We start from the raw sequence: 20,136 nt of genomic DNA on the forward strand, positions 1-20,136 counted from the left end.
AAACTCTGGTCCCGTGGAGCAGTTGGTTAGCTCGCCACCCTGTCAAGGTGGAGGTCGCGGGTTCAAGTCCCGTCGGGATCGCCGTTGCCGAGAGGCCCGGAACCGTTTGGTTCCGGGCCTCTCGCCGTTTGGCCGGTCGCCCCTATACACCCGACTAGGTCTAGACCACAAGTAACCGTCCGTGTGATCGTCGTCACTCGGGTTTTCCTGGAAGCCCCTCCTCGGCACCCCCGCCAAGATGGCAGTAATTTAATATGTAAAATTGTACATCTATTAACTGTAAATCCCCCCCGCCTCACGGGCATCAAATCGTTATCTGGAGTTCAACATTCCGACCGGGCGGCCGGTAGGCGGGCACGACAAAGGGGCCGCTTACCGGACCCGGCGGAGTCCGGTAAGCGGCCCCTTTGAAAGAGCCTTCGGCCGATCAGGCCTCGGTGCGCTGAGCGGGAATACCGGCCAGCAGAGCGCGCACCTCCGCCTCGCGGTATCGGCGGTGCCCGCCGAGCGTGCGAATGGACGTGAGCTTGCCCGCCTTGGCCCAACGGGTAACCGTCTTGGGGTCCACGCGGAACATGGTGGCGACCTCTGCCGGCGTCAGCAGGGGTTCAGCATCAGGGGTACGAGCGGTCATGAGCGGCCTCCTCGGGAGAACCGAACCAGGGCGGTTCTATCCTTCAAATTCTGCACCTTGGCCCGCGATGCCCGAAATGGCATAGACGGGTCGAGTCGGTTATAGGACGAACGGCTTGTCCTGGTGTCTACAACTACACCATCCGTCCAGCCCTATCGACCAAACCGCCAAAATTGACCCCTCACGGGTTCAAGGCCGACGGATGGCGATGGACCACCCCATAACGGACAGTCACTCGACAGTAACATCCGGTTACAGGAGGACCAGACCCGCCATTTCCTCGCAAAGCACGCATCGGATCCAGAACCACCCAAAAGTGGGCACGCTCACGTGAACTTGGGCTGGTTGTCCCATTTTTGCACATAGGGGTAAGTTCGCGTCAACGGTGAGTAGTGTCACGTTCGGCAGCTATTGACCCGAACCAGGACCTTGGTCATACCGATCAGGCCCTAGGACCCTCCCAGTCTTACAAGTACCACCGACACCCGAGCCGGCCAGCGGTGACGCCCACTCAGGCGGCCCCGCCCCAGCCCGCCCCCGCGCTCAGTTCGCGTACCGCAGCGCCTGCACCGACCGCCAGCGCCCCGTCAGCTCCTCGTACGCCCGCAGCGCCTCCGCCGCGTCCCCCGCCCGCAGCGCCCGCAGCCCGTCCTCCAGCTCCCCCGCCGAACGGTCCGCCAGCAGCCGCGCCGGCCCCAGCAGATGCACCAGCCCCCCGTAGTCCAGCTCCACCAGCGAGCGCGGGTGGAACTCCTCCAGCCACCGCCCGACCTGCTCCGCCCCGCGCACCAGCTCCCCCTCCGGCACCGCCTCGCGCAGCGCCCGGTACGCCCGGGCCACCCGCCGGCGCGCCTGCGCCATCGGCGTCAGGTAGAACAGGGCCGCCTCCTCCCCCTTCTCCCCCCGCGCGGGCGCCCCGGCCCCGCCGGTCTCCCCGGCCGGCACGAAGCAGCGGTCCTCCTCCCCGAACGGCAGGAACCACCGCACCGGCACCTCCCACCGGCTGGTCAGGATCCACGGCCGGGCGTCCGGGTGATCGGCCCGCCAGCGCTCCCGGTCCGACTCCGCGGCCGCCCGGGTGGCCGGCGGCAGCGCGGTGTCCACCAGCGCCACCGGAGCCCCCGCCCGCAGCTCCTCCAGCGCCTGCCAGCTGCGCAGCCTGGTGGCCCAGGGACAGACGTACAGCACCCCGTCCAGCGCCCGCACGAAGGCCCGCTCGCTCTCCCGCTCCGGCAGCGGCCGCGGCGTGCGCCCGACCAGCTCGGCCAGCGCGGCCCGCTGCTCCTCCAGCACCGCGGCGGCCACCGGCTGCCCGGCCTCGGTCGCGTCCGGGCCGTGCTCCGCGGCGTAGGCCTGCCAGCGCGCCCGCTCCGGCTCCGGGTAGGCGGCCAGCGGCTCGTAGACCCGCAGGTGGGCGGCGTAGGGCGGCAGTACCGAGGTGCGTACGACGGTCACGTGCTGCATCGTCGCACGCGCCGCGCTCCCCCGGGAGGGCTTCGCCCGGGCGCCGTTCGCGGACGCACTCCGCACGCCCCCGTCTCACCACGCGGACAACCGGCCCAAGCTCGGGCAAGAGGGCAGATCCCAGGCGCCCGCGCGACTACGCTTCGCCTTAGGCGCCCGCACCACAGCAGCGGGCCTTCGATACTGGAGTCACCACAGTGACCGACGTACAGACCGCGTCCGCCACGCACCCCGCACCCGGCGTGCTGAGCAGGATCTTCCGTACCGAGCAGGACGGCGCCCCCGGCGACGGCCACGAGCAGGTCGTCCTCTGCCACGACCGCAGCTCCGGACTCAAGGCGATCATCGCCATCCACTCCACCGCCCTGGGCCCGGCCCTCGGCGGCACCCGCTTCTTCCCGTACGCCTCCGAGGAGGCGGCGCTGGAGGACGCGCTCAACCTCTCGCGCGGCATGTCCTACAAGAACGCGCTGGCCGGGCTCGACCTCGGCGGCGGCAAGGCCGTCATCATCGGCGACCCGAACAAGGACAAGAACGAGGCGATGCTCCGGGCCTACGGCCGCTTCGTCGAGTCCCTGCGCGGCCGCTACATCACCGCCTGCGACGTGGGCACCTACGTGCAGGACATGGACGTCGTCGCCCGCGAGACCGAGTTCGTCACCGGCCGCTCGCCCGAGCACGGCGGCGCCGGCGACTCGTCCATCCTGACCGCCTTCGGCGTCTTCCAGGGCATGCGCGCCAGCGCCCAGGCCCGCTGGGGCCAGCCGACCCTGCGCGGCAAGCGGGTCGGCGTCGCGGGCGTCGGCAAGGTCGGCCACTACCTCGTCGGCCACCTGGTCGCCGACGGCGCCACCGTCGTCATCACCGACGTCTCCGAGGCCGCCGTGAACCGCGTGCGCGCCGCCCACCCGGAGGTCGAGGTCGTCGCCGACACCGCCGCCCTGCTCCAGGCCAAGCTGGACGTCTACGCCCCCTGCGCCCTCGGCGGCGCGCTGACCGACGCCTCGGTGGCCGCGCTCGGCGAGTTCGGCACCTCCGTGGTCTGCGGTGCGGCCAACAACCAGCTGGCCCACCCGGGCGTCGAGAAGGACCTCGCGGACCGCGGCATCCTCTACGCCCCGGACTACCTGGTGAACTCCGGCGGCGTGATCCAGGTCGCCGACGAGATCGAGGGCTTCAACTTCGACCGGGCCAAGAACAAGGCGACCAAGATCTTCGACACCACGCTGGAGATCTTCACCCGGGCCGCCACCGACGGCGTCCCGCCGGCGGTCGCCGCCGACCGCCTGGCCGAGAAGCGGATGCGGGAGATCAGCGCGCTCCGCTCGGTGCTCCTGCCCGGCGCCCGCCGCGCCTGATCCCGGCCGGTAGCGGCCCGCTGCGGCCCGCGGTGCGCGGGGGACGGTCGGCATCCGTCCCCCGCGCATCACAATGTGGAACCGGATTCTCACTTCTGCGCCCGATCGGGTGATCCGAGGTCCCCCTTGGGGGGATAATCGATCCCGGAACGACGGACCTGAGACACCTCCGAACAGCGTGCAAACTGCCGCAAACCCTCCCTTGACCTGGGAAGACCTGGTCTCGGGTGCGGCCGGTGCGCGCCACGTCACACCGACGACGTACCGTCCGGCGGCGGAAACAGGTACCGTTAATGCTCCAAGGGACGGCTTCTCCTACTCCGGGCAGGCCGATCCCGAACATGAACACGTGTCAGACTCGGGGCCGTGAGCCCCACCGTTGAGGGGGTCGACCCATGGGGCGCGGCCGGGCCAAGGCCAAGCAGACGAAGGTCGCCCGCCAGCTGAAGTACAACAGCGGCGGCTTCGACGCTAACCGTCTGTCCAACGAGCTGGGCGTATCGCCCTCTACCGCTTCGATCGAGCCGGAGCCGATCGAAGAGGAAGAGGACGACGACCCGTACGCGGAGTACGCGGCTCGCTACGCCGACGACGACGAGGACGACGATACCGATTCGGGCACCGGGCCCTCCCAGGCCCGCCGCCGCGCGTAGTCCCAGTCTGGCCTGACCGGCCCCGGTGCCCTGAGCGCCGGGCCGGTTTTCGGCGTTCCCGCACGAGGTCGGCACCCGGAAGTCCCGGACGTGCGGGAAGGGCCCCTCCGGCCGTCGCCGGAGGGGCCCTTCCGTTGTTGCCGGGACCGGCCGGGCTCAGCCCGCCGTGAAGCCCTCGTAGGCGTTGTACAGGGCCGCACCGCCCTCGTGCTCGTCCGAGCGCTCGACGATGTCGCCGAGCAGCCAGGCCTCGACGCCGCGGTCCTCCAGGATCGACAGCACGACGTCCACCGAGTGCGGCGGGACGACCGCGACCATGCCGACGCCCATGTTCAGCGTCTTCTCGATCTCCAGGGTGGCCACCTTGCCGACCTCGGCGACGGTCCGGAAGACCGGCAGCGGGGTCCAGGTGCCGCGGTCCAGGCGGGCGTGCAGGCCGTCCGGGATGACCCGGGCCAGGTTGGCCGCCAGGCCGCCGCCGGTGACGTGCGAGAAGGCGTGGACCTCGGTGGCGCGGGTGAGCGCCAGGCAGTCCAGCGAGTAGATCCGGGTCGGCTCCAGCAGCTCCTCGCCGAGGGTGCGGCCGAACTCCTCGACCTCGCGGTCCAGCTTCCAGCCGGCCTGGTTCAGCAGCACGTGGCGGACCAGCGAGTACCCGTTGGAGTGCAGGCCGGAGGCGGCCATCGCGATCACCACGTCGCCGGCCCGGACCCGCTCGGCGCCGAGCAGCGCGTCCGCCTCGACCACACCGGTGCCGGCGCCCGCGACGTCGTACTCGTCCGGGCCGAGCAGGCCCGGGTGCTCGGCGGTCTCGCCGCCCACCAGGGCGCAGCCGGCCAGCGCGCAGCCCTCGGCGATGCCCTTGACGATCGAGGCGACCCGCTCCGGGACGACCTTGCCGACGCAGATGTAGTCGGTCATGAACAGCGGCTCGGCCCCGCACACCACCAGGTCGTCCACGACCATGCCGACCAGGTCGTGGCCGATGGTGTCGTGCTTGTCCATGGCGGCGGCGATGGCGACCTTGGTCCCCACGCCGTCGGTGGCCGAGGCCAGCAGCGGCCGCTCGTAGCGCTTGAAGGCGGACGCGTCGAAGAGCCCGGCGAAGCCGCCGAGACCGCCGACCACCTCGGGGCGGTTGGCCTTCTTCACCCACTGCTTCATCAGCTCGACGGCGCGGTCGCCCGCCTCGATGTCGACGCCGGCGGCGGCGTAGGTGGCGCCGTTCTGGTTCGTGGTCACTGCGGTGCGGCCCTCTCGGGTCTGGTGGGGGTTGGAACAGCGGTGGGGCCCCGGTTCGCGGGACCCCACCGTGGGTTCTTACGGGCGGCGCAGGGCGTCGGCCGCGCCGGCACCGCCGAGCAGGGACTGGACGCCGTCCAGGTCACTGCCGCTCGTCGGCTTGCCGCGGACCGCCGGGGGCTGCTGCCCGCCCTTGATCTCGGCCTCCAGCAGGAGCTTGCCGAGCAGCGCCGGGTCCGGCAGCTCCATCGGGTACTCCCCGTCGAAGCAGGCCCGGCAGAGCTTCTCCTTGGGCTGCTTGGTGGCCTCGATCATGCCGTCGATCGAGATGTAGGCGAGCGAGTCCGCGCCCAGCGTGCGGCCGATCTCCTCGACCGTCATGCCGTTGGCGATCAGCTCCGCGCGGGTGGCGAAGTCGATGCCGAAGAAGCACGGCCACTTCACCGGCGGCGAGGAGATCCGGATGTGGACCTCGGCGGCGCCGGCCTCGCGCAGCATCCGGACCAGGGCGCGCTGGGTGTTGCCGCGGACGATCGAGTCGTCCACGACGACCAGGCGCTTGCCCTGGATGACCTCGCGCAGCGGGTTGAGCTTGAGCCGGATGCCCAGCTGGCGGATGGTCTGGCTGGGCTGGATGAAGGTGCGGCCCACGTAGGCGTTCTTCACCAGGCCGGAGCCGTACGGGATCCCGCTGGCCTCCGCGTAGCCGATGGCGGCCGGGGTGCCGGACTCCGGGGTGGCTATCACCAGGTCGGCCTCGACGGGCGCCTCGGCGGCCAGCTTGCGGCCCATCTCCACGCGGGAGAGGTGCACGTTGCGGCCGGCGATGGAGGTGTCGGGGCGGGCCAGGTACACGTACTCGAAGACGCAGCCCTTGGGCTTGGCCTCGGCGAAGCGGGAGGTCCGCATGCCGTTCTCGTCGATGGCGATGAGCTCGCCGGGCTCGACCTCGCGGATGAAGGAGGCGCCGCAGATGTCGAGCGCCGCCGTCTCGGAGGCGACCACCCAGCCGCGCTCCAGCCGGCCGAGGACCAGCGGGCGGATGCCCTGCGGGTCGCGGGCGGCGTAGAGCGTGTGCTCGTCCATGAAGACGAGCGAGAACGCGCCCTTGACCTTGGGCAGCACGACCTTGGCCGTCTCCTCGATGGAGAGGTCCGGGTGGCCGGCGAGCAGCGCGGTCACCAGGTCGGTGTCGTTGGTCGCGGCCGTCCGGCCCGAGCGGGAGACGTGCTCCTCGCCGGGGAGTTCGGCGACCATGGCCGCCAGTTCGGCGGTGTTCACCAGGTTTCCGTTGTGGCCGAGGGCCAGCGAACCGTGAACGGTCGCCCGGAAGGTCGGCTGGGCGTTCTCCCAGACCGAGGAACCGGTGGTCGAGTAGCGGGCGTGTCCGACGGCGATATGCCCGTGCAACGACCCCAGCGAGGCCTCGTCGAAGACCTGGGAGACGAGTCCCATGTCCTTGAAGACGAGAATCTGGGAGCCGTTGCTCACTGCGATGCCCGCGGATTCCTGACCGCGGTGCTGCAGGGCGTAAAGGCCGAAGAACGTGAGCTTGGCGACCTCCTCGCCGGGAGCCCAGACACCGAAGACGCCGCAAGCGTCCTGGGGGCCTTTCTCGCCGGGAAGAAGATCGTGGTTGAGTCTTCCGTCACCACGTGGCACGCCTTCGAGTCTAGGGCAGTTGGCACAGGCTTCCGGAACCCGGGCGGCCGGGATTGTTGGGCGATCGGCCGGCAACGCGCGTAGACAAAACCCCTTACCCGGGGCGGATTTCGGGGTCGCGGAATTCGGCGGGACGGCGCTTGCCCTTGTGGTTCGCGCCCGTTGGGGCGTTTCGCGTGCGGACGGAGCCGGGGTGGACGGCGCGGAACGTGAGCCTGCTCACCCGGGCCGGTCCGGGCGGCTAGGAGGCCGGCAGCAGCAGGCCCCAGGCGCCCGGGTGGACCGTCCAGGTGCGGGCGCGGACCGGGCCCACCGGGCGGCCGTCCACCTCGTAGCCGAATCCGCGCCCCGCCACCGAGAGGGTCGCCGCCCGGGCGCGCACGAGTGCGCCGGGCGCGCGGACCACGATCTCCATCACGCCGGCGCCGACCGCCTCGCCGGCCGGCAGGACCACCTGGACCACCCGGACCGGGCGGTGGACGTCGGCGAGCAGCTTCCCGTCCGCCTCGACCCGGAGGCGGGAACTCTGCTCGCTCCTCCCGGCACCCGTCCCGGCCGCTTCCGCTCCCCCGGCCGGCCCGGCGCCGGAGGTGAGTGAGGTCCCCTGCTCGGCCGCAGCCAGTTTCGCCCATAGCGAACGCCAGCCACCCGTCCGGCCCACCGTGCGACGCGTCCCGCTGCCGGAGATCCGCACCGCGCCGAGCGCCACCCCGCCACCGTCGTCCACCAGCAGGTCCAGCTTCCGCGGCACGCCCGAGAGCACCGCCCGGGCGGCCGGCACCGGCTCCCCCGGCACGCCCAGCGCGCGGGCGGCCACCAGCTCGCCCGTCCGGCCCACCGGGACCATGCCCACCGGGTCCGCTCCCAGCTCACGCTGCCGGTACAGGGCCTGGAGCACCCGCTGCAGTGCAAGATCGGAACCGATCACGACCGGTCGCCGCCGACCCCGGTGCGAAAGCACCCGGTCGAGCTCGGACGGGCTCTCCGGGTAGGCCACCTTGACGTCCGCCCCTCCGCAGAGGACGTCCTTCGCGATCCGCACGGACTCGCCGTCGGTCTGCCGGGCCGCCGGGTCGAGGAGCAGCAGGAGCGGCTCTGGGCCGCCGTTCGCAGGCGTGGACAGGGACGACACGACCGGTCCTTCCTCAGGTAATCTCTCGGTGCAAGAGCCCCTTGCGCTATTGCGCCAGGGGCTTCGTCTATCTCGGGGCAGACTGCGGCCTACGCAGGATGCCCCAACCGGAAGGGGTGTACGCCTGTGCCGGCACTCGTGCTCGTTGGCGCTCAGTGGGGGGACGAGGGCAAGGGGAAGGCGACCGACCTCCTCGGTGGCTCCGTCGACTACGTCGTCCGCTACCAGGGTGGCAACAACGCCGGTCACACGGTGGTCATCGGCGACCAGAAGTATGCACTTCACCTGCTGCCTTCCGGAATCCTCAGCCCGAATGTGACGCCGGTGATCGGCAACGGCGTCGTCATCGACCCGGGCGTGCTGCTCTCCGAGCTCAACGGCCTGAACGAGCGCGGCATCGACACCTCCAAGCTGCTGATCTCGGGCAACGCCCACCTGATCACCCCGTACCACCGCACCCTGGACAAGGTCACCGAGCGCTTCCTCGGCAAGCGCCGGATCGGCACCACCGGCCGCGGCATCGGCCCGACCTACGCGGACAAGATCAACCGCGTCGGCATCCGCGTGCAGGACCTCTTCGACGAGTCGATCCTGCGGCAGAAGATCGAGGCCGCGCTGCACGACAAGAACCAGCTGCTGGTCAAGCTCTACAACCGCCGCGCCATCCCGGCCGAGCTGGTGCTCGAGGAGTACCTCGGCTACGCGGACAAGATCAAGCCGTTCCTGGCCGACACCACCCTGGTGCTGGACGAGGCCCTGAAGGCCGACAAGGTCGTCCTGCTGGAGGGCGGCCAGGGCACCCTGCTCGACGTCGACCACGGCACGTACCCCTTCGTGACCTCCTCGAACCCGACCGCGGGCGGCGCCTGCACCGGCGCCGGCATCGGCCCCACCAAGATCGACCGCGTCATCGGCATCCTGAAGGCGTACACCACCCGCGTCGGCTCCGGCCCGTTCCCGACCGAGCTGCTGGACGCGGACGGCGAGGCCCTGCGCCGGATCGGCGGCGAGCGCGGTGTCACCACCGGCCGTGACCGCCGCTGCGGCTGGTTCGACGCGGTGATCGCGCGCTACGCGACCCGGGTCAACGGCCTCACCGACTTCTTCCTCACCAAGCTCGACGTGCTCACCGGCTGGGAGCAGATCCCGGTCTGCGTCGCCTACGAGATCGACGGGCAGCGGGTCGAGGAGCTCCCGTACAACCAGTCGGACTTCCACCACGCCAAGCCGGTCTACGAGACGCTGCCGGGCTGGAACGAGGACATCAGCAAGGCGAAGTCCTTCGCCGAGCTGCCGAAGAACGCCCAGGCGTACGTGAAGGCGCTGGAGGAGATGTCCGGCGCGCCGATCTCGGCGATCGGCGTCGGCCCGGGCCGCGACGAGACGATCCAGATCAACTCGTTCATCTGAGCCGCCCGAGTGCCGCGAGAAGGCCCTGCGGGACGTTCGCGTCCCGCAGGGCCTTCCCTTTACCCCGAGGCATTTGCACTAAGGCAATATCTCATTGCATCTAGTGCAGAGTGCCGCTACCTTCGGGATCATGACTGCGAAGCTTCCCGCTCCCGTGACCCTGACCGGCCGCCACGTCCGCCTGGAGCCGCTGGTCCGCGACCACCTCGCCGACCTCTGGGCCACCGTCGGCCCGGACCCGGACGTCTGGCGCTGGATCCCGTTCGCCGCGCCGACGAACGAGGAGGAGCTGGGGGCGATCCTCGACATCCGGCTGGCGGAGGTGGCGGCGGGCACGGCGGTGAAGTTCGCGGTGATCGACCTGGAGAGCGGGCGCGCCGTCGGCGTCACCGGGTACTACGCGTTCAACGCGGAGGACGAGCTGGTCGAGATCGGCGGCACCTGGTACGCCCGGTCGGCCTGGCGCACGGCGGTCAACACGGAGTCGAAGCTGCTGCTGCTCACGTACGCCTTCGAGGAGCTGGGCATGGGCCGGGTGTTCTGGAAGACGGACGCGCTCAACGACCGCTCCCGCAACGCGATCCTGCGCCTGGGCGCCCAGTACGAGGGCGTCCACCGCCGGGAGAAGCGGAGGGCCACGGGGGTCTGGCGCGACACCGCGTACTTCTCGATGCTGCGGGACGAGTGGCCTGCCGCGCGCGAGCGGCTGACGGAGCGGCTCGCCGCCGGCTGAGCGGCGGGACGCTGCCGCTCGCCGGCCGCGCGCGGTTGGGAGTTGACCACCCAGGCCAGCCACCCCACGAAGACCAGCGAGACGAACAGCCCGGCCAGCAGCAGAACGGCCATCAGGTGGCGACCGCCGCTACCGCCCGCACCGCTCCGCCGTACGCCCCGATGAGTTCCACACCCCCACTCATCGGCAAGCGCCTCCACGAGGTCAAGCCCCCGGCCGACGCTACGGGAGCCGTCCGGGCCGGGCGGAGGACGTGGCGCGGTCCGGCCCCGGCACGCGACACTGCCGGTGCCGCGGGGAGTGGCCCGACACATCGAGCACGGCCCGGAATCGGAGAGGTAGCGATGTCCCAGCAGTGGCAGAAGCCGAGCACCGGCACGCAGGACGGCGGCAACGCGGTCGAGGTCCGCGTGCGCGCCGACGGCATGATCGAGATCCGCGAGTCCGACGATCCCGACACCGTCGTCGTCACCACCCAGAAGAAGTTCGCCCTCTGGCTCCAGGGCGTCAAGGCCGGCGAGTTCGACCACTTCGGCGCCGCGTAGCGGAGTCGTTCCGGTGACCCCTCGCCCGGCGCGAGGGGCGGCCGGCTCCGAGCGGGCGAACCGGCTCCGACCAGGGGGGCGACCGGCGGCCCGGTGTTCGGCTGGTGGAACGGAGGGCGGGGGGCGGGCCGGGTTTCGATACGATTGGGGCGCCCACAGTGGACCTTCGCTCTGTGCGGCAGCCCGGGAGCCGGCGTGTGTGGCGGGCTCCCGTTGCGGCCCCAGAACCCTGCGCCTGTCACGGCACTCCGGGGTAGGGGTGCGTGCGGGAGAAATTGGAGCATCCGAGGATGGCTCGGCACCTGATCACCAGCGCCCTTCCGTACATCAACGGGATCAAGCACCTGGGCAACATGGTCGGGTCGATGCTCCCGGCGGACGTCTACTCCCGGTACCTGCGGCAGCGCGGGCACGAGGTGCTGTACATCTGCGCCACCGACGAGCACGGGACGCCGGCCGAACTGGCCGCGCAGGAGGCCGGGCTGCCGGTGGCGGAGTTCTGCGCGGCGGCGCACGACCAGCAGAAGGCGGTGTACGACGGCTTCCGGCTGTCCTTCGACTACTTCGGGCGCAGCTCGTCGCCGCAGAACCGGGAGATCACCCAGGAGATCGCCCGCGAGCTGCACGCCAACGGGTTCATCGAGGAGCGGGCGATCCGCCAGGTGTACTCGAACGCGGACGGGCGCTTCCTGCCGGACCGGTACATCGTCGGCACCTGCCCGCACTGCGGCTACGACAAGGCGCGCGGCGACCAGTGCGAGAACTGCACCCGCGTCCTCGACCCGACGGACCTGCTGGAGCCGCGCTCGGCGATCAGCGGCAGCTCCGACCTGGAGGTGCGGGAGACCAAGCACCTCTTCCTCCTCCAGTCGAAGCTGACCGAGCAGGTGGAGGAGTGGGTCGGCGCGCACGGCGACCAGTGGCCGGTGCTGGCCTCCTCGATCGCCCGCAAGTGGCTGACCGAGGGCCTGCAGGACCGCGCGATCACCCGTGACCTGGAGTGGGGCGTGCCGGTGCCGGCCGACGTGTGGCCGGAGCTGGCGGCGGAGGGCAAGGTCTTCTACGTCTGGTTCGACGCCCCGATCGAGTACATCGGCGCCACCAAGGAGTGGGCGGACGCGGCGCCGGCCGGCGAGCTCCGGGACTGGAAGTCCTGGTGGTACGAGGCCGACGAGACCGTCCGGTACACCGAGTTCATGGCCAAGGACAACGTCCCGTTCCACACGGTGATGTTCCCGGCGACCATCCTCGGCTCCCGCAAGCCGTGGAAGAAGGTCGACTACGTCAAGGCCTTCAACTGGCTGACGTACTACGGCGGGAAGTTCTCCACCAGCCAGAAGCGGGGCATCTTCACGGACGTCGCGCTGGAGCTGCTGCCCGCCGACTACTGGCGCTACTTCCTGATGGCGCACGCCCCCGAGTCGGACGACTCCAGCTTCACCTGGGACCTCTTCGCCTCCGTCGTCAACAAGGACCTCGCCGACACCCTCGGCAACTTCGTCAACCGGGTGCTCTCGTTCAGCCGGAAGCGGTTCGGCGACGACGTCCCGGCCGGGCACGCGGCGGGCGAGGCGGAGGAGCGGCTGGGCGCGCAGATCGCCGAGCTGCTGGCCGACTACGAGGCCCAGCTGGACGCGCTGAACTTCCGCAAGGCGGCGCAGAGCCTGCGCACGCTGTGGAGCGCGGGCAACGCCTACCTGGACGAGAAGGCGCCGTGGCTCCAGGTGAAGACCGACCCGGAGGCGGCCGCGCTCACCCTGCGGACGGCGATGAACCTGATCCACCTGTACGCGGTGGTGTCCGAGCCGTTCATCCCGGCCGCGGCGCGGGCGATGCGCGAGGCCTTCGCGCTGCCGGCCGACGCGCCGACGCGTACGCAGGCGTGGGTGAGCGCGGAGGAGGCGCGCGCGCTGGGCTTCGTGCCGGCCGGTACGGCGTTCACCGTTCCGCCGGTGCTCTTCGCGAAGATCACCGACGAGGACCTGGCCGCCTGGACCGCCCGCTTCGGCGGCGGCGAGTAGGCGTTCTGGCGCCGGGCGTCCCGCGTCCGGCGGCCGGCGTCGGGCGGCCGGCGTCGGGCGGCCGGCATCGGGCGAGTGACCGACCCCCGGCCGGGTGGCCGGGGGTCAGCCGGCGGTCTCGGTGGCGACCCACCGCAGGTAGGCCGGGCTGCCGCCGGTCACCGGGACGACGACCACCTCCGGGGTGTCGTAGTCGTGGTGCGCCCCGATGAAGGCGGTGAGGCGGTCGGCGAGGTCGGCGCGGGTCTTCAGGTCCACGCGCCACTCGGACGTGTCCTGGACCTCGCCGTCCCACCAGTAGAGCGAGCGGATCGGCTGGACCTGCGCACAGGCGGCCAGGCGCTCGCGGACGGCGGCGGCGGCGAGGGCGCGGGCCTGGTCCTCGGTTGCGTGGGTGGTGGTCACCACGACGACGTCAGGGGTGGTTGCCGGCATGCCGCGACGGTACCGCGCGCCGGTCGCCCCGGGGAGCAGCGGGCCGGTCAGCCCCGCCCCAGGGAGCTGCGGGCCGTGCCGAGCAGCGGGGCGAGGTCGGGGGCGGCGGCGACCTCCTCGTCCAGGGCCGCGCTGAGGGTCTCCTCGTAGGTGGTGCGGGCCTCCTGGTGGCGGGCGCGGCCGGCGGCGGTGATGACGGTGTAGACGCCGCGCTTGTCGTCGGGGCAGGAGTCCCGGTAGCTGAAGTCCGCGGCGTGCAGGCGGGCGACCAGACGGGTGACCGAGCTCTGGTTGAGGCCGAGCCCGGCGGCGAGGTCCTGCATGCGCAGCTCGCCCCTGGGGGCTTCGGCGAGGAAGCCGAGGGCGCGGTACTCGGAGAGCCCCAGGCCGTGCCGGCGCTGGAGGGCGGTGGCGAGGCGCCCCTCGACGTGGGCGTGCAGAGCGGTGAGCCGGCTCCACATCCGGGCGTCCGCATCACCGCTGGTGGGGCTGGGTTCCGTGGACATGGGGGCGGCTCCTCACCGGGTGCGACGGTTGACACAGGTTACTTGTACATGCATGCTCTTGCCCAGCCGGAAACAATTTGCACATACATGCAATGACTGCGACCCGGGGGGTTTCCGTTCCCATGGCCTGGATCTACCTGCTCATCGCCTCGGTCTTCGAGGTGGTCTTCGCGCTCGCCACCAACGCCACGCACGGCTTCACCGAGCTGGGCCCGTCCCTGCTGACGGCCGCGGCCGCCGCGGGCGGGATCTTCTTCCTCAGCCTCGCCCTCAAGACCCTCGACGTCGGCGTCGGCTACACCGTCTGGACCGGGATCGGCTCGGTCGGCACCGTCGTCCTCGGCACGGTGATCTTCGACGAATCGATGAACGCCGGGAAGGTCGTCGCCTTCGTCCTGATCATCGGCGGGGTGCTCGGCCTGAAGCTCGCCGACCGGTTCGGCACGGCGGCCGACGGACCGGCGGCCGCGCGGGCGACCGGGCGGGCCTCGGAGCAGCCGGCGAGCCCGACGCCCCGGCACCAGCCCGTCGGCTGACCCCCGGCTCCCGCCACCACCAAGCCCCGCCCGTCCCACGAAGGAGTGCACCACCATGGCCTGGCTCTTCCTCGCGATCGCCGTCGTCTTCGAGATCGCCTTCGCCCTCGGCACCAACGCCACGCACGGCTTCACCAGGCTCTGGCCGTCCGTCCTCACCCTGGTCGCGGCCGCGGGCGGCATCTTCACCCTCAGCCTCGCGCTGCGGACGCTGGACGTCAGCGTCGGGTACACCATCTGGACCGGGCTCGGCTCGATCGGCACCGTCGTCTTCGGCGCCCTGCTCTACAAGGAGCGGATCACCCTGCCGAAGCTGCTCTCCTTCGCCTCGATCATCGCGGGCGCCGTCACGCTGAAGCTGGCGTCCGGGTTCTGACGGCGGCGGGCGGCCCGGCCGGCGCCCACCCCGTCCCCGCCGTCGGCTCAGCCCGCGTCGGCCGCCTTCCGGCCGGTGTGCACGGTGACGGCGGTGAGGTAGAAGGCGTCGGGCCGGTTGAGGACGCCGGTCGGGGCGTCCCGGTCCAGCAGGGCGTCGAGGGTCGCGAGGTCCTCGGCGTCCAGGCCCCCGGCCACCTGCGCGCGGCGCCGGTCGAGTTGGGCGTGCAGGTGCTCGCGGGCGGCGGCCGGCAGCGGGGCCGGCCACTCCACCAGGAAGGTGCGCGAACCGGCCGGGACGAGGCCGGCCCCGGCCAGCATGGCCGGCCAGTCCTCCACCTCGGCCGTGGCACCCGGGAGTTCGGCGCGCATCGCGGTGAAGGCGTCCTCGTGCGCGGCGTCCAGCCGGGCCTGCAGTCCGGGGCGGCCGAGGCCGATGTCGCGCGGCAGGAAGCGCAGCGGCAGCCCGCGTTCGGCGACGGCGAGCAGACCGCCCGGGCGCAGCGCGCCGGCCAGGGCGGTCAACGCGGCCTGCTGGTCCCCGAGATGGTGGACGGCGTTGGACGACCAGACCAGGTCGGCGGTGCCGAGCAGGCCGAACTCGGCCGGCAGGTCCGCCTGACGGGTGGCGAGCCGGCCGCCGGAGCGGGTCCGGGCGCGCTCCAACAGGGCGGGCGACCGGTCGACGGCGACCACCTCGGCGGCCGGGAAGGCGTCGGCCAGCAGGCCCGCGACCACACCCGGGCCGCTGCCCACGTCGAGCACCCGGCCGACGGGGGCGCCGTCCAGCAGGTCGCTCAGCCACTGCGCGGCGCGGGTGAAGGCGGGGGTGTGCAGCTCGCCCTCGCGCTCCAGGAGGACGGCGAGCGCCGACCAGTCCGTGTCGGCCGAGGACGCGTGGTGATCGTGCGGGCCGGGGTGGGCGTGGTGGGCGTGGCCCTGGTGGCCGTGGTGCTGGGCGGGGGTGCGCATGGCGTACTCCGTTCGGATCGGGGCCGGCTTCACAGCGAGGCGGCGGTGAGCGCCTGGTCGACGTCCTCGTGCGGCGGCCACCTCCACCGCCAGGCTGCGACGGCCCCCGAGGCGGCGGCAAGCTTTGTTGCCGGTTCCGCAAAACGGTCGCCTCGGCGGTCAGGCCGACGGCGTCAGGCCGAAGCCGTCAGCCCGAGCGGCGCCAGTACGAGCGGGCGGCGACCGCCAGGGCCACGCCGTAGACGGCGAAGGCACCGAGGCCGATCCAGCAGACCAGCAGCACGTCCGCCTCGGTCGGGAAGTCCCCGCGCGGCACGGTCACCACGCCCGTCGTGGCGAGCGCCGAGTAACCGACGCCGAAGATCCCGTACGGCGCGAGCGTGGCGGCGCCGAGCAGAGCGGGGGTGAGCGGCAGCCAGCGCGGGACGCGGCGGCCGCGCAGCGGCAGGGTCCAGCGCGGGAAGACCAGCCCCCACGGGCGGACCAGGCCCCAGAGCAGGAACACGCCGAGCGCCGCCAGCAGCGCGGTCCCGTCCACGCCCCAGGACTGCAGGGTGAGCCAGAGCCCGGAGGCGCCGTTGCGCTTCGCAGCGGCCAGCGTCTCGGCGCCGCTGAGGCCGGCGAAGGTGCCGCCGAGCGCCCAGGTCAGCTTCATCCCGATGTACGGCACGAAGGCCAAGGTCCCGGACAGCGCCGCGAGTTGGACCGGCCCCGGGGCCGCGGTCGGCACCGGGGCCGCGGTCGGCACCGGGGCCAGGGCGGAGTGCGGGTCCGCGGCCGTCCGAACGCCCGGCCGGCCGGTGCCGGCGGTGGCCGCCAGCAGAACGGCGCCGAGCGCGGACGACGCGTGCTGGGCCGCGCCCGGCCCGCTGTCCACGCCCTGGCCGAAGACCAGCGTGATGACGTCCATCAGCAGGCCGAACGCCCCCGCGACGGCCAGCCCGCAGAGCGCCCAGAGCACCGGCCGGAGCAGTGGCCGCGGCCCCCGCACCCGCACCACCGCCCCGGCGAGGGCGGCGGCGACGCCGACCGCCGCGACCGCCCACCCCGTCCAGACCGCGCCGAACAGCGCCGTCCCGCTCCCCGCGTAGCCGGCCCCCAAGCCCGCGTACGCCCCGCCCCAAACGGCCAGCCCCGAGCCGTCCCCCGCCCACCCGGGCGCGCCCCGGCCGCCCGCCGCCCGTCCCGCCTGCCACCGACCCGTCGTCATGCCCCCACGCTCGCACCGGCCGCCCCGCCCGGACCTCGGCCGCCCGGAGGACCGGCTCCCCCTCCGGGGGGACGGGCCGCGCCCGGGCGGAACGGCCTTGCCCTGGAGCGCACTCCAGCCTCTAGCGTCGGGGCCTGAGCACCGCGGTCCCGACCGGGACGGGCGGCAACCACCAGACCAGGGGGACTTGAACCATGCGCTACCGCGTCCTCGGCGGCACCGGCATCGAGGTGAGCGCCTACTGCCTCGGCACGATGATGTTCGGCGCGGTCGGCAACCCCGACCACGACGACTGCGCCCGGATCATCCACACCGCCCTCGACGAGGGCGTCAACTTCGTCGACACCGCGGACATGTACTCGGCCGGCGAGTCCGAGGAGATCGTCGGCAAGGCGCTGCAGAGCCGGGGCAACCGCGAGGACGTCGTGCTCGCCACCAAGGTGCACTTCCCGATGGGCGAGGGCCGCAACCGGGGCGGCAACTCGCGGCGCTGGATCGTCCGCGAGGTCGAGGAGAGCCTGCGGCGGCTGCGGACCGACTGGATCGACCTGTACCAGGTCCACCGGCCCGACCACACGACCGACGTCGAGGAGACCCTCTCGGTGCTCGGCGACCTCGTCCGGGCGGGCAAGATCCGCGCCTTCGGCTGCTCGACCTTCCCCGCCGAGCAGCTGGTCGAGGCCCACCACGTCGCCGAACGCCGCGGCCTGCCGCGCTTCCGCACCGAGCAGCCGCCGTACTCGCTGCTCGCCCGCGGCGTCGAGCGGGACGTGCTGCCGGTGGTGCGGCGGCTCGGCATGGGCGCGCTGACCTGGAGCCCGCTCGCCTCCGGCTTCCTCACCGGCCGCTACCGCAAGGGGCGGCCGATCGACCTCGGCACCGGCCGGGCCGCCCTCACCCCGGCCCGGTTCGATCCGGCGCTGCCGGGCAACGCGGCCAAGCTGGACGCCGTCGAGGAGTTCACCGCGCTCGCCGAGGAGCTCGGCCGGACCCTGCCCGAGCTGGCGCTGGCCTTCCCGCTGGCCCACCCGGCGGTCACCTCGGTGATCATCGGCCCGCGGACCGGGGAGCAGCTGGCGGCCGCCCTCAAGGGCGCCGACCTCGTCCTGGACGACGCCGCTCTCGACCGGATCGACGCGATCGTCCCGCCCGGCACCGACCTCTACCACCCGGACGGCGCCTGGCAGCCGCACACCCTCAGCGACCCGGCCCAGCGCCGCCGCCCGGTCACCGACCGCTCGGCGGGCTAGGGTCCGTCCCGGCGCCCCGCGGGCGGGGGTTCGAAGGCAGAGCCTCGGAGGCGGGTGCCGTCAGGCGATCGCCGCGGCCACGATGGCCGCGACCGCGAGGTTGCAGCTGGCCGAGACCCAGACCGCCGGGTGCGGCTCGGGGTCGACCAGGATGGCGCCGAGCCTGCCCGGCGTGAGCAGGTCCACCACCCAGAACGCGACGGCCATCAGCACCAGCCCGAGCAGGCCGAAGCAGACGGTGGAGAGCAGGCCCTTCCCGAAGTCCTCGTAGGTGTAGAGGATCGCGGTGAAGACGATGCCGCCGATGCCGAGCAGCGCCGAGCTGAGCAGCACGGCGGCGTTGCGGTTGCGCTCGACCCAGATCTGGTGGCCCAGCTTCCCGGGCGTCAGCACGTCCACCAGGCCGACGCCGAGGAGCAGCAGGAACACGCCGACGCCGCCGAAGGCGGCCGCCACGCCGAGTCCGTGCAGGATGTCGTTCACGGTTGTCTGCCCCCGGGGTCCGTCGGTCAAAGATCGGCAAAACATATCCCATGGCACCCCGGCCCGGGCAGGGAACCGGGGCCCCTCCCGTACCGGGCCGCTGCTCGGCCGGGAGGGCGCCGCCTCCTCCCGCGCGTCATCCGCCGAGGGCCGACGCCTCCCCGGGTCTCCCGGCCCGACGGTCCGCCGCACACGGAACCGTCACAGTCCACCACCGGATGGTCAAGAACCGTCAGGGTCGGTCATGATGTCGGTGCCCTGACCGAGGGCGCCCCCCGCAGGTGCCCCGACGGCGCCCCCGTCCTGCCCGGAGACCCGCCATGCGCAGACTGACCCACGCCGAATTCCTCGCGATGAGGAGGTTCGACGCACTGGACGGCCTGCGCGCCATCGCCGCCGTGATCGTGGTCTTCTTCCACTACGGCGGCCCGCAGTCCCGGTTCCTCTCCGGCTGGATCGGCGTCCACACCTTCTTCGTCCTCTCCGGCTTCCTGATCACGACGCTGATGCTCCGTGAGAAGGACAGGACCGGGCGGATCTCGCTGCGGAACTTCTACCTCCGGCGGATCTTCCGCATAGTGCCGCTGTACTACATCGGACTGCTGATCACCATGATCGCGGTCTACCGGTCCGGGTACGGCTGGAACGTCCTGATGGACCACCTGCCGCACTACCTCGGCTTCATGAACGAGTACCACCTGGCGGGGGACACCCCGTACCTGCACACCTGGACCATCGGCATCGAGCAGAAGTTCTACCTGGTCTGGCCGCTCGCGCTGATCCTGGTCAGCCTGGTCTCCCACCGCCTGCGCATCCCGCTCGCCGTGGCGGCCATCGTCCTCACCCTCGTGCCGTACAACGAGATCTGGAAGGGGATGGGGCTGCACTACTCGGTGCTGCTGATCGGCGCCCTGCTCGCCGTCGTGCTGCACAGCCGTCGCGGCTTCGCGGTCATGAGCCCGCTGACCCACCCGGCCGTCGGGCTGCCGGTCGGCGCCGGGTTCCTCGTCCTGCACTGGAACCTGCCGCGGCTGACCGCCCACTTCGGCGGTGAACCGCCCGCCATCTTCCTCTACGGCATCGGCGTCGCCCTCCTGCTGCCCACCCTGCTGGGCCCCGGTCCGGGCCGCTGGATCCTCTCGCAGCGCCCGCTGGTCTTCGTCGGCGAGCGCTCCTACGGCCTCTACCTGCTCCAGGCCTCCGCCGTGCCCGTCACCGCCGCCCTGGCGCCGTGGATCCCCGGGCAGACCCCGCAGTTCGCCGCCGCCGCCTGCGCGGTCGCGCTGTTCGCCGCCGACGCGCTGCACCGCCGGGTGGAGACGCCGATGATCGAGGTCGGCCGCCGCCTGATCGCGTGGCTCGACCGCCGCTCCACCGGCGACCGCCCGGCCGCCCCCGCCCGGCAGCCCGGCACCGGATCCCCCACCGAACCGGCCCTGGCCGGCCGCCCGCGGTAGAGCGGGGCTCCCGAGCGCGGGGCTCCCGAGCGCGGGGTTCGCGGCGGCCACCCGGAAT

The 20,136-nt window shown here is 72.3% G+C and carries 20 protein-coding genes and 1 tRNA gene; 11 read left to right on the top strand and 10 right to left on the bottom strand.

The window, feature by feature from the left end; all coding sequences use genetic code 11:
• The first annotated feature begins 7 nt into the window (after positions 1 to 7).
• Positions 8 to 81, top strand: a tRNA-Asp gene (locus ACFVHB_RS28275).
• Between the two features lie 346 nt (positions 82 to 427).
• Here the strand turns inward: ACFVHB_RS28275 and bldC are convergent.
• Both bldC and ACFVHB_RS28285 read right to left on the bottom strand, forming a co-directional pair.
• Entirely contained in the window at positions 428 to 634 is a 207-nt protein-coding gene (bldC, locus tag ACFVHB_RS28280; RefSeq protein ID WP_014137253.1) for a developmental transcriptional regulator BldC, read from the bottom strand.
• 543 nt (positions 635 to 1,177) lie between these two features.
• Complete coding sequence (locus ACFVHB_RS28285) at positions 1,178 to 2,098, bottom strand: hypothetical protein (RefSeq protein WP_380327856.1); 921 nt, start codon at positions 2,096 to 2,098, stop codon at positions 1,178 to 1,180.
• Between the two features lie 197 nt (positions 2,099 to 2,295).
• On the opposite strand from ACFVHB_RS28285, the gene ACFVHB_RS28290 reads away from it, so the two are divergent.
• Both ACFVHB_RS28290 and ACFVHB_RS28295 read left to right on the top strand, forming a co-directional pair.
• Positions 2,296 to 3,456, top strand: a complete 1,161-nt coding sequence (locus ACFVHB_RS28290) for a Glu/Leu/Phe/Val dehydrogenase dimerization domain-containing protein (protein ID WP_380327858.1) — start codon at positions 2,296 to 2,298, stop codon at positions 3,454 to 3,456.
• A 395-nt stretch (positions 3,457 to 3,851) separates the two neighbouring features.
• Positions 3,852 to 4,109 carry a DUF3073 domain-containing protein gene (locus ACFVHB_RS28295; protein WP_360183192.1) on the top strand — a complete coding sequence of 86 codons (258 nt, stop codon included), beginning with the start codon at positions 3,852 to 3,854 and terminating at the stop codon, positions 4,107 to 4,109.
• A 156-nt stretch (positions 4,110 to 4,265) separates the two neighbouring features.
• Here the strand turns inward: ACFVHB_RS28295 and purM are convergent, their stop codons facing one another.
• The 3 genes from purM to ACFVHB_RS28310 form a co-directional block, all read right to left on the bottom strand.
• Positions 4,266 to 5,351, bottom strand: a complete 1,086-nt coding sequence (gene purM / locus ACFVHB_RS28300) for a phosphoribosylformylglycinamidine cyclo-ligase (RefSeq protein ID WP_380327859.1) — start codon at positions 5,349 to 5,351, stop codon at positions 4,266 to 4,268.
• Between the two features lie 78 nt (positions 5,352 to 5,429).
• Complete coding sequence (gene purF / locus ACFVHB_RS28305) at positions 5,430 to 7,013, bottom strand: amidophosphoribosyltransferase (protein ID WP_380327861.1); 1,584 nt, start codon at positions 7,011 to 7,013, stop codon at positions 5,430 to 5,432.
• 241 nt (positions 7,014 to 7,254) lie between these two features.
• A complete protein-coding gene (locus ACFVHB_RS28310) occupies positions 7,255 to 8,145 on the bottom strand; it encodes a diacylglycerol kinase (RefSeq protein WP_380327863.1) in 891 nt (296 codons plus the stop codon).
• 126 nt (positions 8,146 to 8,271) lie between these two features.
• On the opposite strand from ACFVHB_RS28310, the gene ACFVHB_RS28315 reads away from it, so the two are divergent.
• The 4 genes from ACFVHB_RS28315 to metG all read left to right on the top strand — a co-directional run bounded on the left by ACFVHB_RS28315 (position 8,272) and on the right by metG (position 12,854).
• Positions 8,272 to 9,555 (top strand): adenylosuccinate synthase, encoded by a 1,284-nt coding sequence (locus ACFVHB_RS28315; protein ID WP_380327865.1) that lies wholly within the window; start codon positions 8,272 to 8,274, stop codon positions 9,553 to 9,555.
• A 130-nt stretch (positions 9,556 to 9,685) separates the two neighbouring features.
• Positions 9,686 to 10,288 (top strand): GNAT family N-acetyltransferase, encoded by a 603-nt coding sequence (locus ACFVHB_RS28320; RefSeq protein ID WP_380327867.1) that lies wholly within the window; start codon positions 9,686 to 9,688, stop codon positions 10,286 to 10,288.
• Between the two features lie 344 nt (positions 10,289 to 10,632).
• A complete protein-coding gene (locus tag ACFVHB_RS28325; RefSeq protein WP_380327869.1) occupies positions 10,633 to 10,833 on the top strand; it encodes a DUF397 domain-containing protein in 201 nt (66 codons plus the stop codon).
• A 290-nt stretch (positions 10,834 to 11,123) separates the two neighbouring features.
• Complete coding sequence (metG, locus tag ACFVHB_RS28330; protein ID WP_380327871.1) at positions 11,124 to 12,854, top strand: methionine--tRNA ligase; 1,731 nt, start codon at positions 11,124 to 11,126, stop codon at positions 12,852 to 12,854.
• A gap of 105 nt (positions 12,855 to 12,959) precedes the next feature.
• On the opposite strand, the gene cutA is transcribed toward metG, so the two are convergent.
• Both cutA and ACFVHB_RS28340 read right to left on the bottom strand, forming a co-directional pair.
• A complete protein-coding gene (gene cutA / locus ACFVHB_RS28335; RefSeq protein ID WP_380327873.1) occupies positions 12,960 to 13,289 on the bottom strand; it encodes a divalent-cation tolerance protein CutA in 330 nt (109 codons plus the stop codon).
• A 47-nt stretch (positions 13,290 to 13,336) separates the two neighbouring features.
• On the bottom strand, positions 13,337 to 13,795 hold the full coding sequence (locus tag ACFVHB_RS28340; RefSeq protein WP_380327875.1) for a MarR family winged helix-turn-helix transcriptional regulator: 459 nt from the start codon (positions 13,793 to 13,795) through the stop codon (positions 13,337 to 13,339).
• Positions 13,796 to 13,917: 122 nt separating this feature from the next.
• Here ACFVHB_RS28340 and ACFVHB_RS28345 point away from each other — a divergent pair, with 122 nt between their 5' ends.
• Together ACFVHB_RS28345 and ACFVHB_RS28350 are read left to right on the top strand one after the other, a co-directional pair.
• Positions 13,918 to 14,331, top strand: a complete 414-nt coding sequence (locus ACFVHB_RS28345) for a DMT family transporter (RefSeq protein ID WP_380327877.1) — start codon at positions 13,918 to 13,920, stop codon at positions 14,329 to 14,331.
• A gap of 55 nt (positions 14,332 to 14,386) precedes the next feature.
• Positions 14,387 to 14,707, top strand: coding sequence for a DMT family transporter (locus ACFVHB_RS28350; protein ID WP_380327879.1), 321 nt, complete (start codon positions 14,387 to 14,389; stop codon positions 14,705 to 14,707).
• Positions 14,708 to 14,754: 47 nt separating this feature from the next.
• Here ACFVHB_RS28350 and ACFVHB_RS28355 read toward each other — a convergent pair whose 3' ends face one another.
• Together ACFVHB_RS28355 and ACFVHB_RS28360 are read right to left on the bottom strand one after the other, a co-directional pair.
• Positions 14,755 to 15,678 (bottom strand): class I SAM-dependent methyltransferase, encoded by a 924-nt coding sequence (locus tag ACFVHB_RS28355; RefSeq protein WP_380327881.1) that lies wholly within the window; start codon positions 15,676 to 15,678, stop codon positions 14,755 to 14,757.
• A 187-nt stretch (positions 15,679 to 15,865) separates the two neighbouring features.
• Positions 15,866 to 16,888: a hypothetical protein gene (locus ACFVHB_RS28360; RefSeq protein ID WP_380327883.1), complete on the bottom strand. Its 1,023-nt coding sequence runs from the start codon at positions 16,886 to 16,888 to the stop codon at positions 15,866 to 15,868.
• Positions 16,889 to 17,082: 194 nt separating this feature from the next.
• On the opposite strand from ACFVHB_RS28360, the gene ACFVHB_RS28365 reads away from it, so the two are divergent.
• A complete protein-coding gene (locus ACFVHB_RS28365) occupies positions 17,083 to 18,138 on the top strand; it encodes an aldo/keto reductase (RefSeq protein WP_380327885.1) in 1,056 nt (351 codons plus the stop codon).
• Positions 18,139 to 18,198: 60 nt separating this feature from the next.
• Here ACFVHB_RS28365 and ACFVHB_RS28370 read toward each other — a convergent pair whose 3' ends face one another.
• Positions 18,199 to 18,621 (bottom strand): DUF350 domain-containing protein, encoded by a 423-nt coding sequence (locus ACFVHB_RS28370; RefSeq protein ID WP_380327887.1) that lies wholly within the window; start codon positions 18,619 to 18,621, stop codon positions 18,199 to 18,201.
• 320 nt (positions 18,622 to 18,941) lie between these two features.
• On the opposite strand from ACFVHB_RS28370, the gene ACFVHB_RS28375 reads away from it, so the two are divergent.
• A complete protein-coding gene (locus ACFVHB_RS28375) occupies positions 18,942 to 20,078 on the top strand; it encodes an acyltransferase family protein (protein WP_380327889.1) in 1,137 nt (378 codons plus the stop codon).
• Positions 20,079 to 20,136 lie beyond the last annotated feature (58 nt).

This window comes from Kitasatospora sp. NPDC127111, from assembly GCF_042677465.1.
Classification (GTDB): Bacteria; Actinomycetota; Actinomycetes; order Streptomycetales; family Streptomycetaceae; genus Kitasatospora.

What these genes read in the sequence shown, in the direction of transcription:
- bldC (WP_014137253.1), bottom strand. Translation starts at nt 634, where the DNA reads ATGACCGCTCGTACCCCTGATGCTGAACCCCTGCTGACGCCGGCAGAG.
- ACFVHB_RS28285 (WP_380327856.1), bottom strand. Translation starts at nt 2,098, where the DNA reads ATGCAGCACGTGACCGTCGTACGCACCTCGGTACTGCCGCCCTACGCC.
- ACFVHB_RS28295 (WP_360183192.1), top strand. Translation starts at nt 3,852, where the DNA reads ATGGGGCGCGGCCGGGCCAAGGCCAAGCAGACGAAGGTCGCCCGCCAG.
- ACFVHB_RS28320 (WP_380327867.1), top strand. Translation starts at nt 9,686, where the DNA reads ATGACTGCGAAGCTTCCCGCTCCCGTGACCCTGACCGGCCGCCACGTC.
- ACFVHB_RS28325 (WP_380327869.1), top strand. Translation starts at nt 10,633, where the DNA reads ATGTCCCAGCAGTGGCAGAAGCCGAGCACCGGCACGCAGGACGGCGGC.
- metG (WP_380327871.1), top strand. Translation starts at nt 11,124, where the DNA reads ATGGCTCGGCACCTGATCACCAGCGCCCTTCCGTACATCAACGGGATC.
- cutA (WP_380327873.1), bottom strand. Translation starts at nt 13,289, where the DNA reads ATGCCGGCAACCACCCCTGACGTCGTCGTGGTGACCACCACCCACGCA.
- ACFVHB_RS28340 (WP_380327875.1), bottom strand. Translation starts at nt 13,795, where the DNA reads ATGTCCACGGAACCCAGCCCCACCAGCGGTGATGCGGACGCCCGGATG.
- ACFVHB_RS28345 (WP_380327877.1), top strand. Translation starts at nt 13,918, where the DNA reads ATGGCCTGGATCTACCTGCTCATCGCCTCGGTCTTCGAGGTGGTCTTC.
- ACFVHB_RS28350 (WP_380327879.1), top strand. Translation starts at nt 14,387, where the DNA reads ATGGCCTGGCTCTTCCTCGCGATCGCCGTCGTCTTCGAGATCGCCTTC.
- ACFVHB_RS28355 (WP_380327881.1), bottom strand. Translation starts at nt 15,678, where the DNA reads ATGCGCACCCCCGCCCAGCACCACGGCCACCAGGGCCACGCCCACCAC.
- ACFVHB_RS28360 (WP_380327883.1), bottom strand. Translation starts at nt 16,888, where the DNA reads ATGACGACGGGTCGGTGGCAGGCGGGACGGGCGGCGGGCGGCCGGGGC.
- ACFVHB_RS28365 (WP_380327885.1), top strand. Translation starts at nt 17,083, where the DNA reads ATGCGCTACCGCGTCCTCGGCGGCACCGGCATCGAGGTGAGCGCCTAC.
- ACFVHB_RS28375 (WP_380327889.1), top strand. Translation starts at nt 18,942, where the DNA reads ATGCGCAGACTGACCCACGCCGAATTCCTCGCGATGAGGAGGTTCGAC.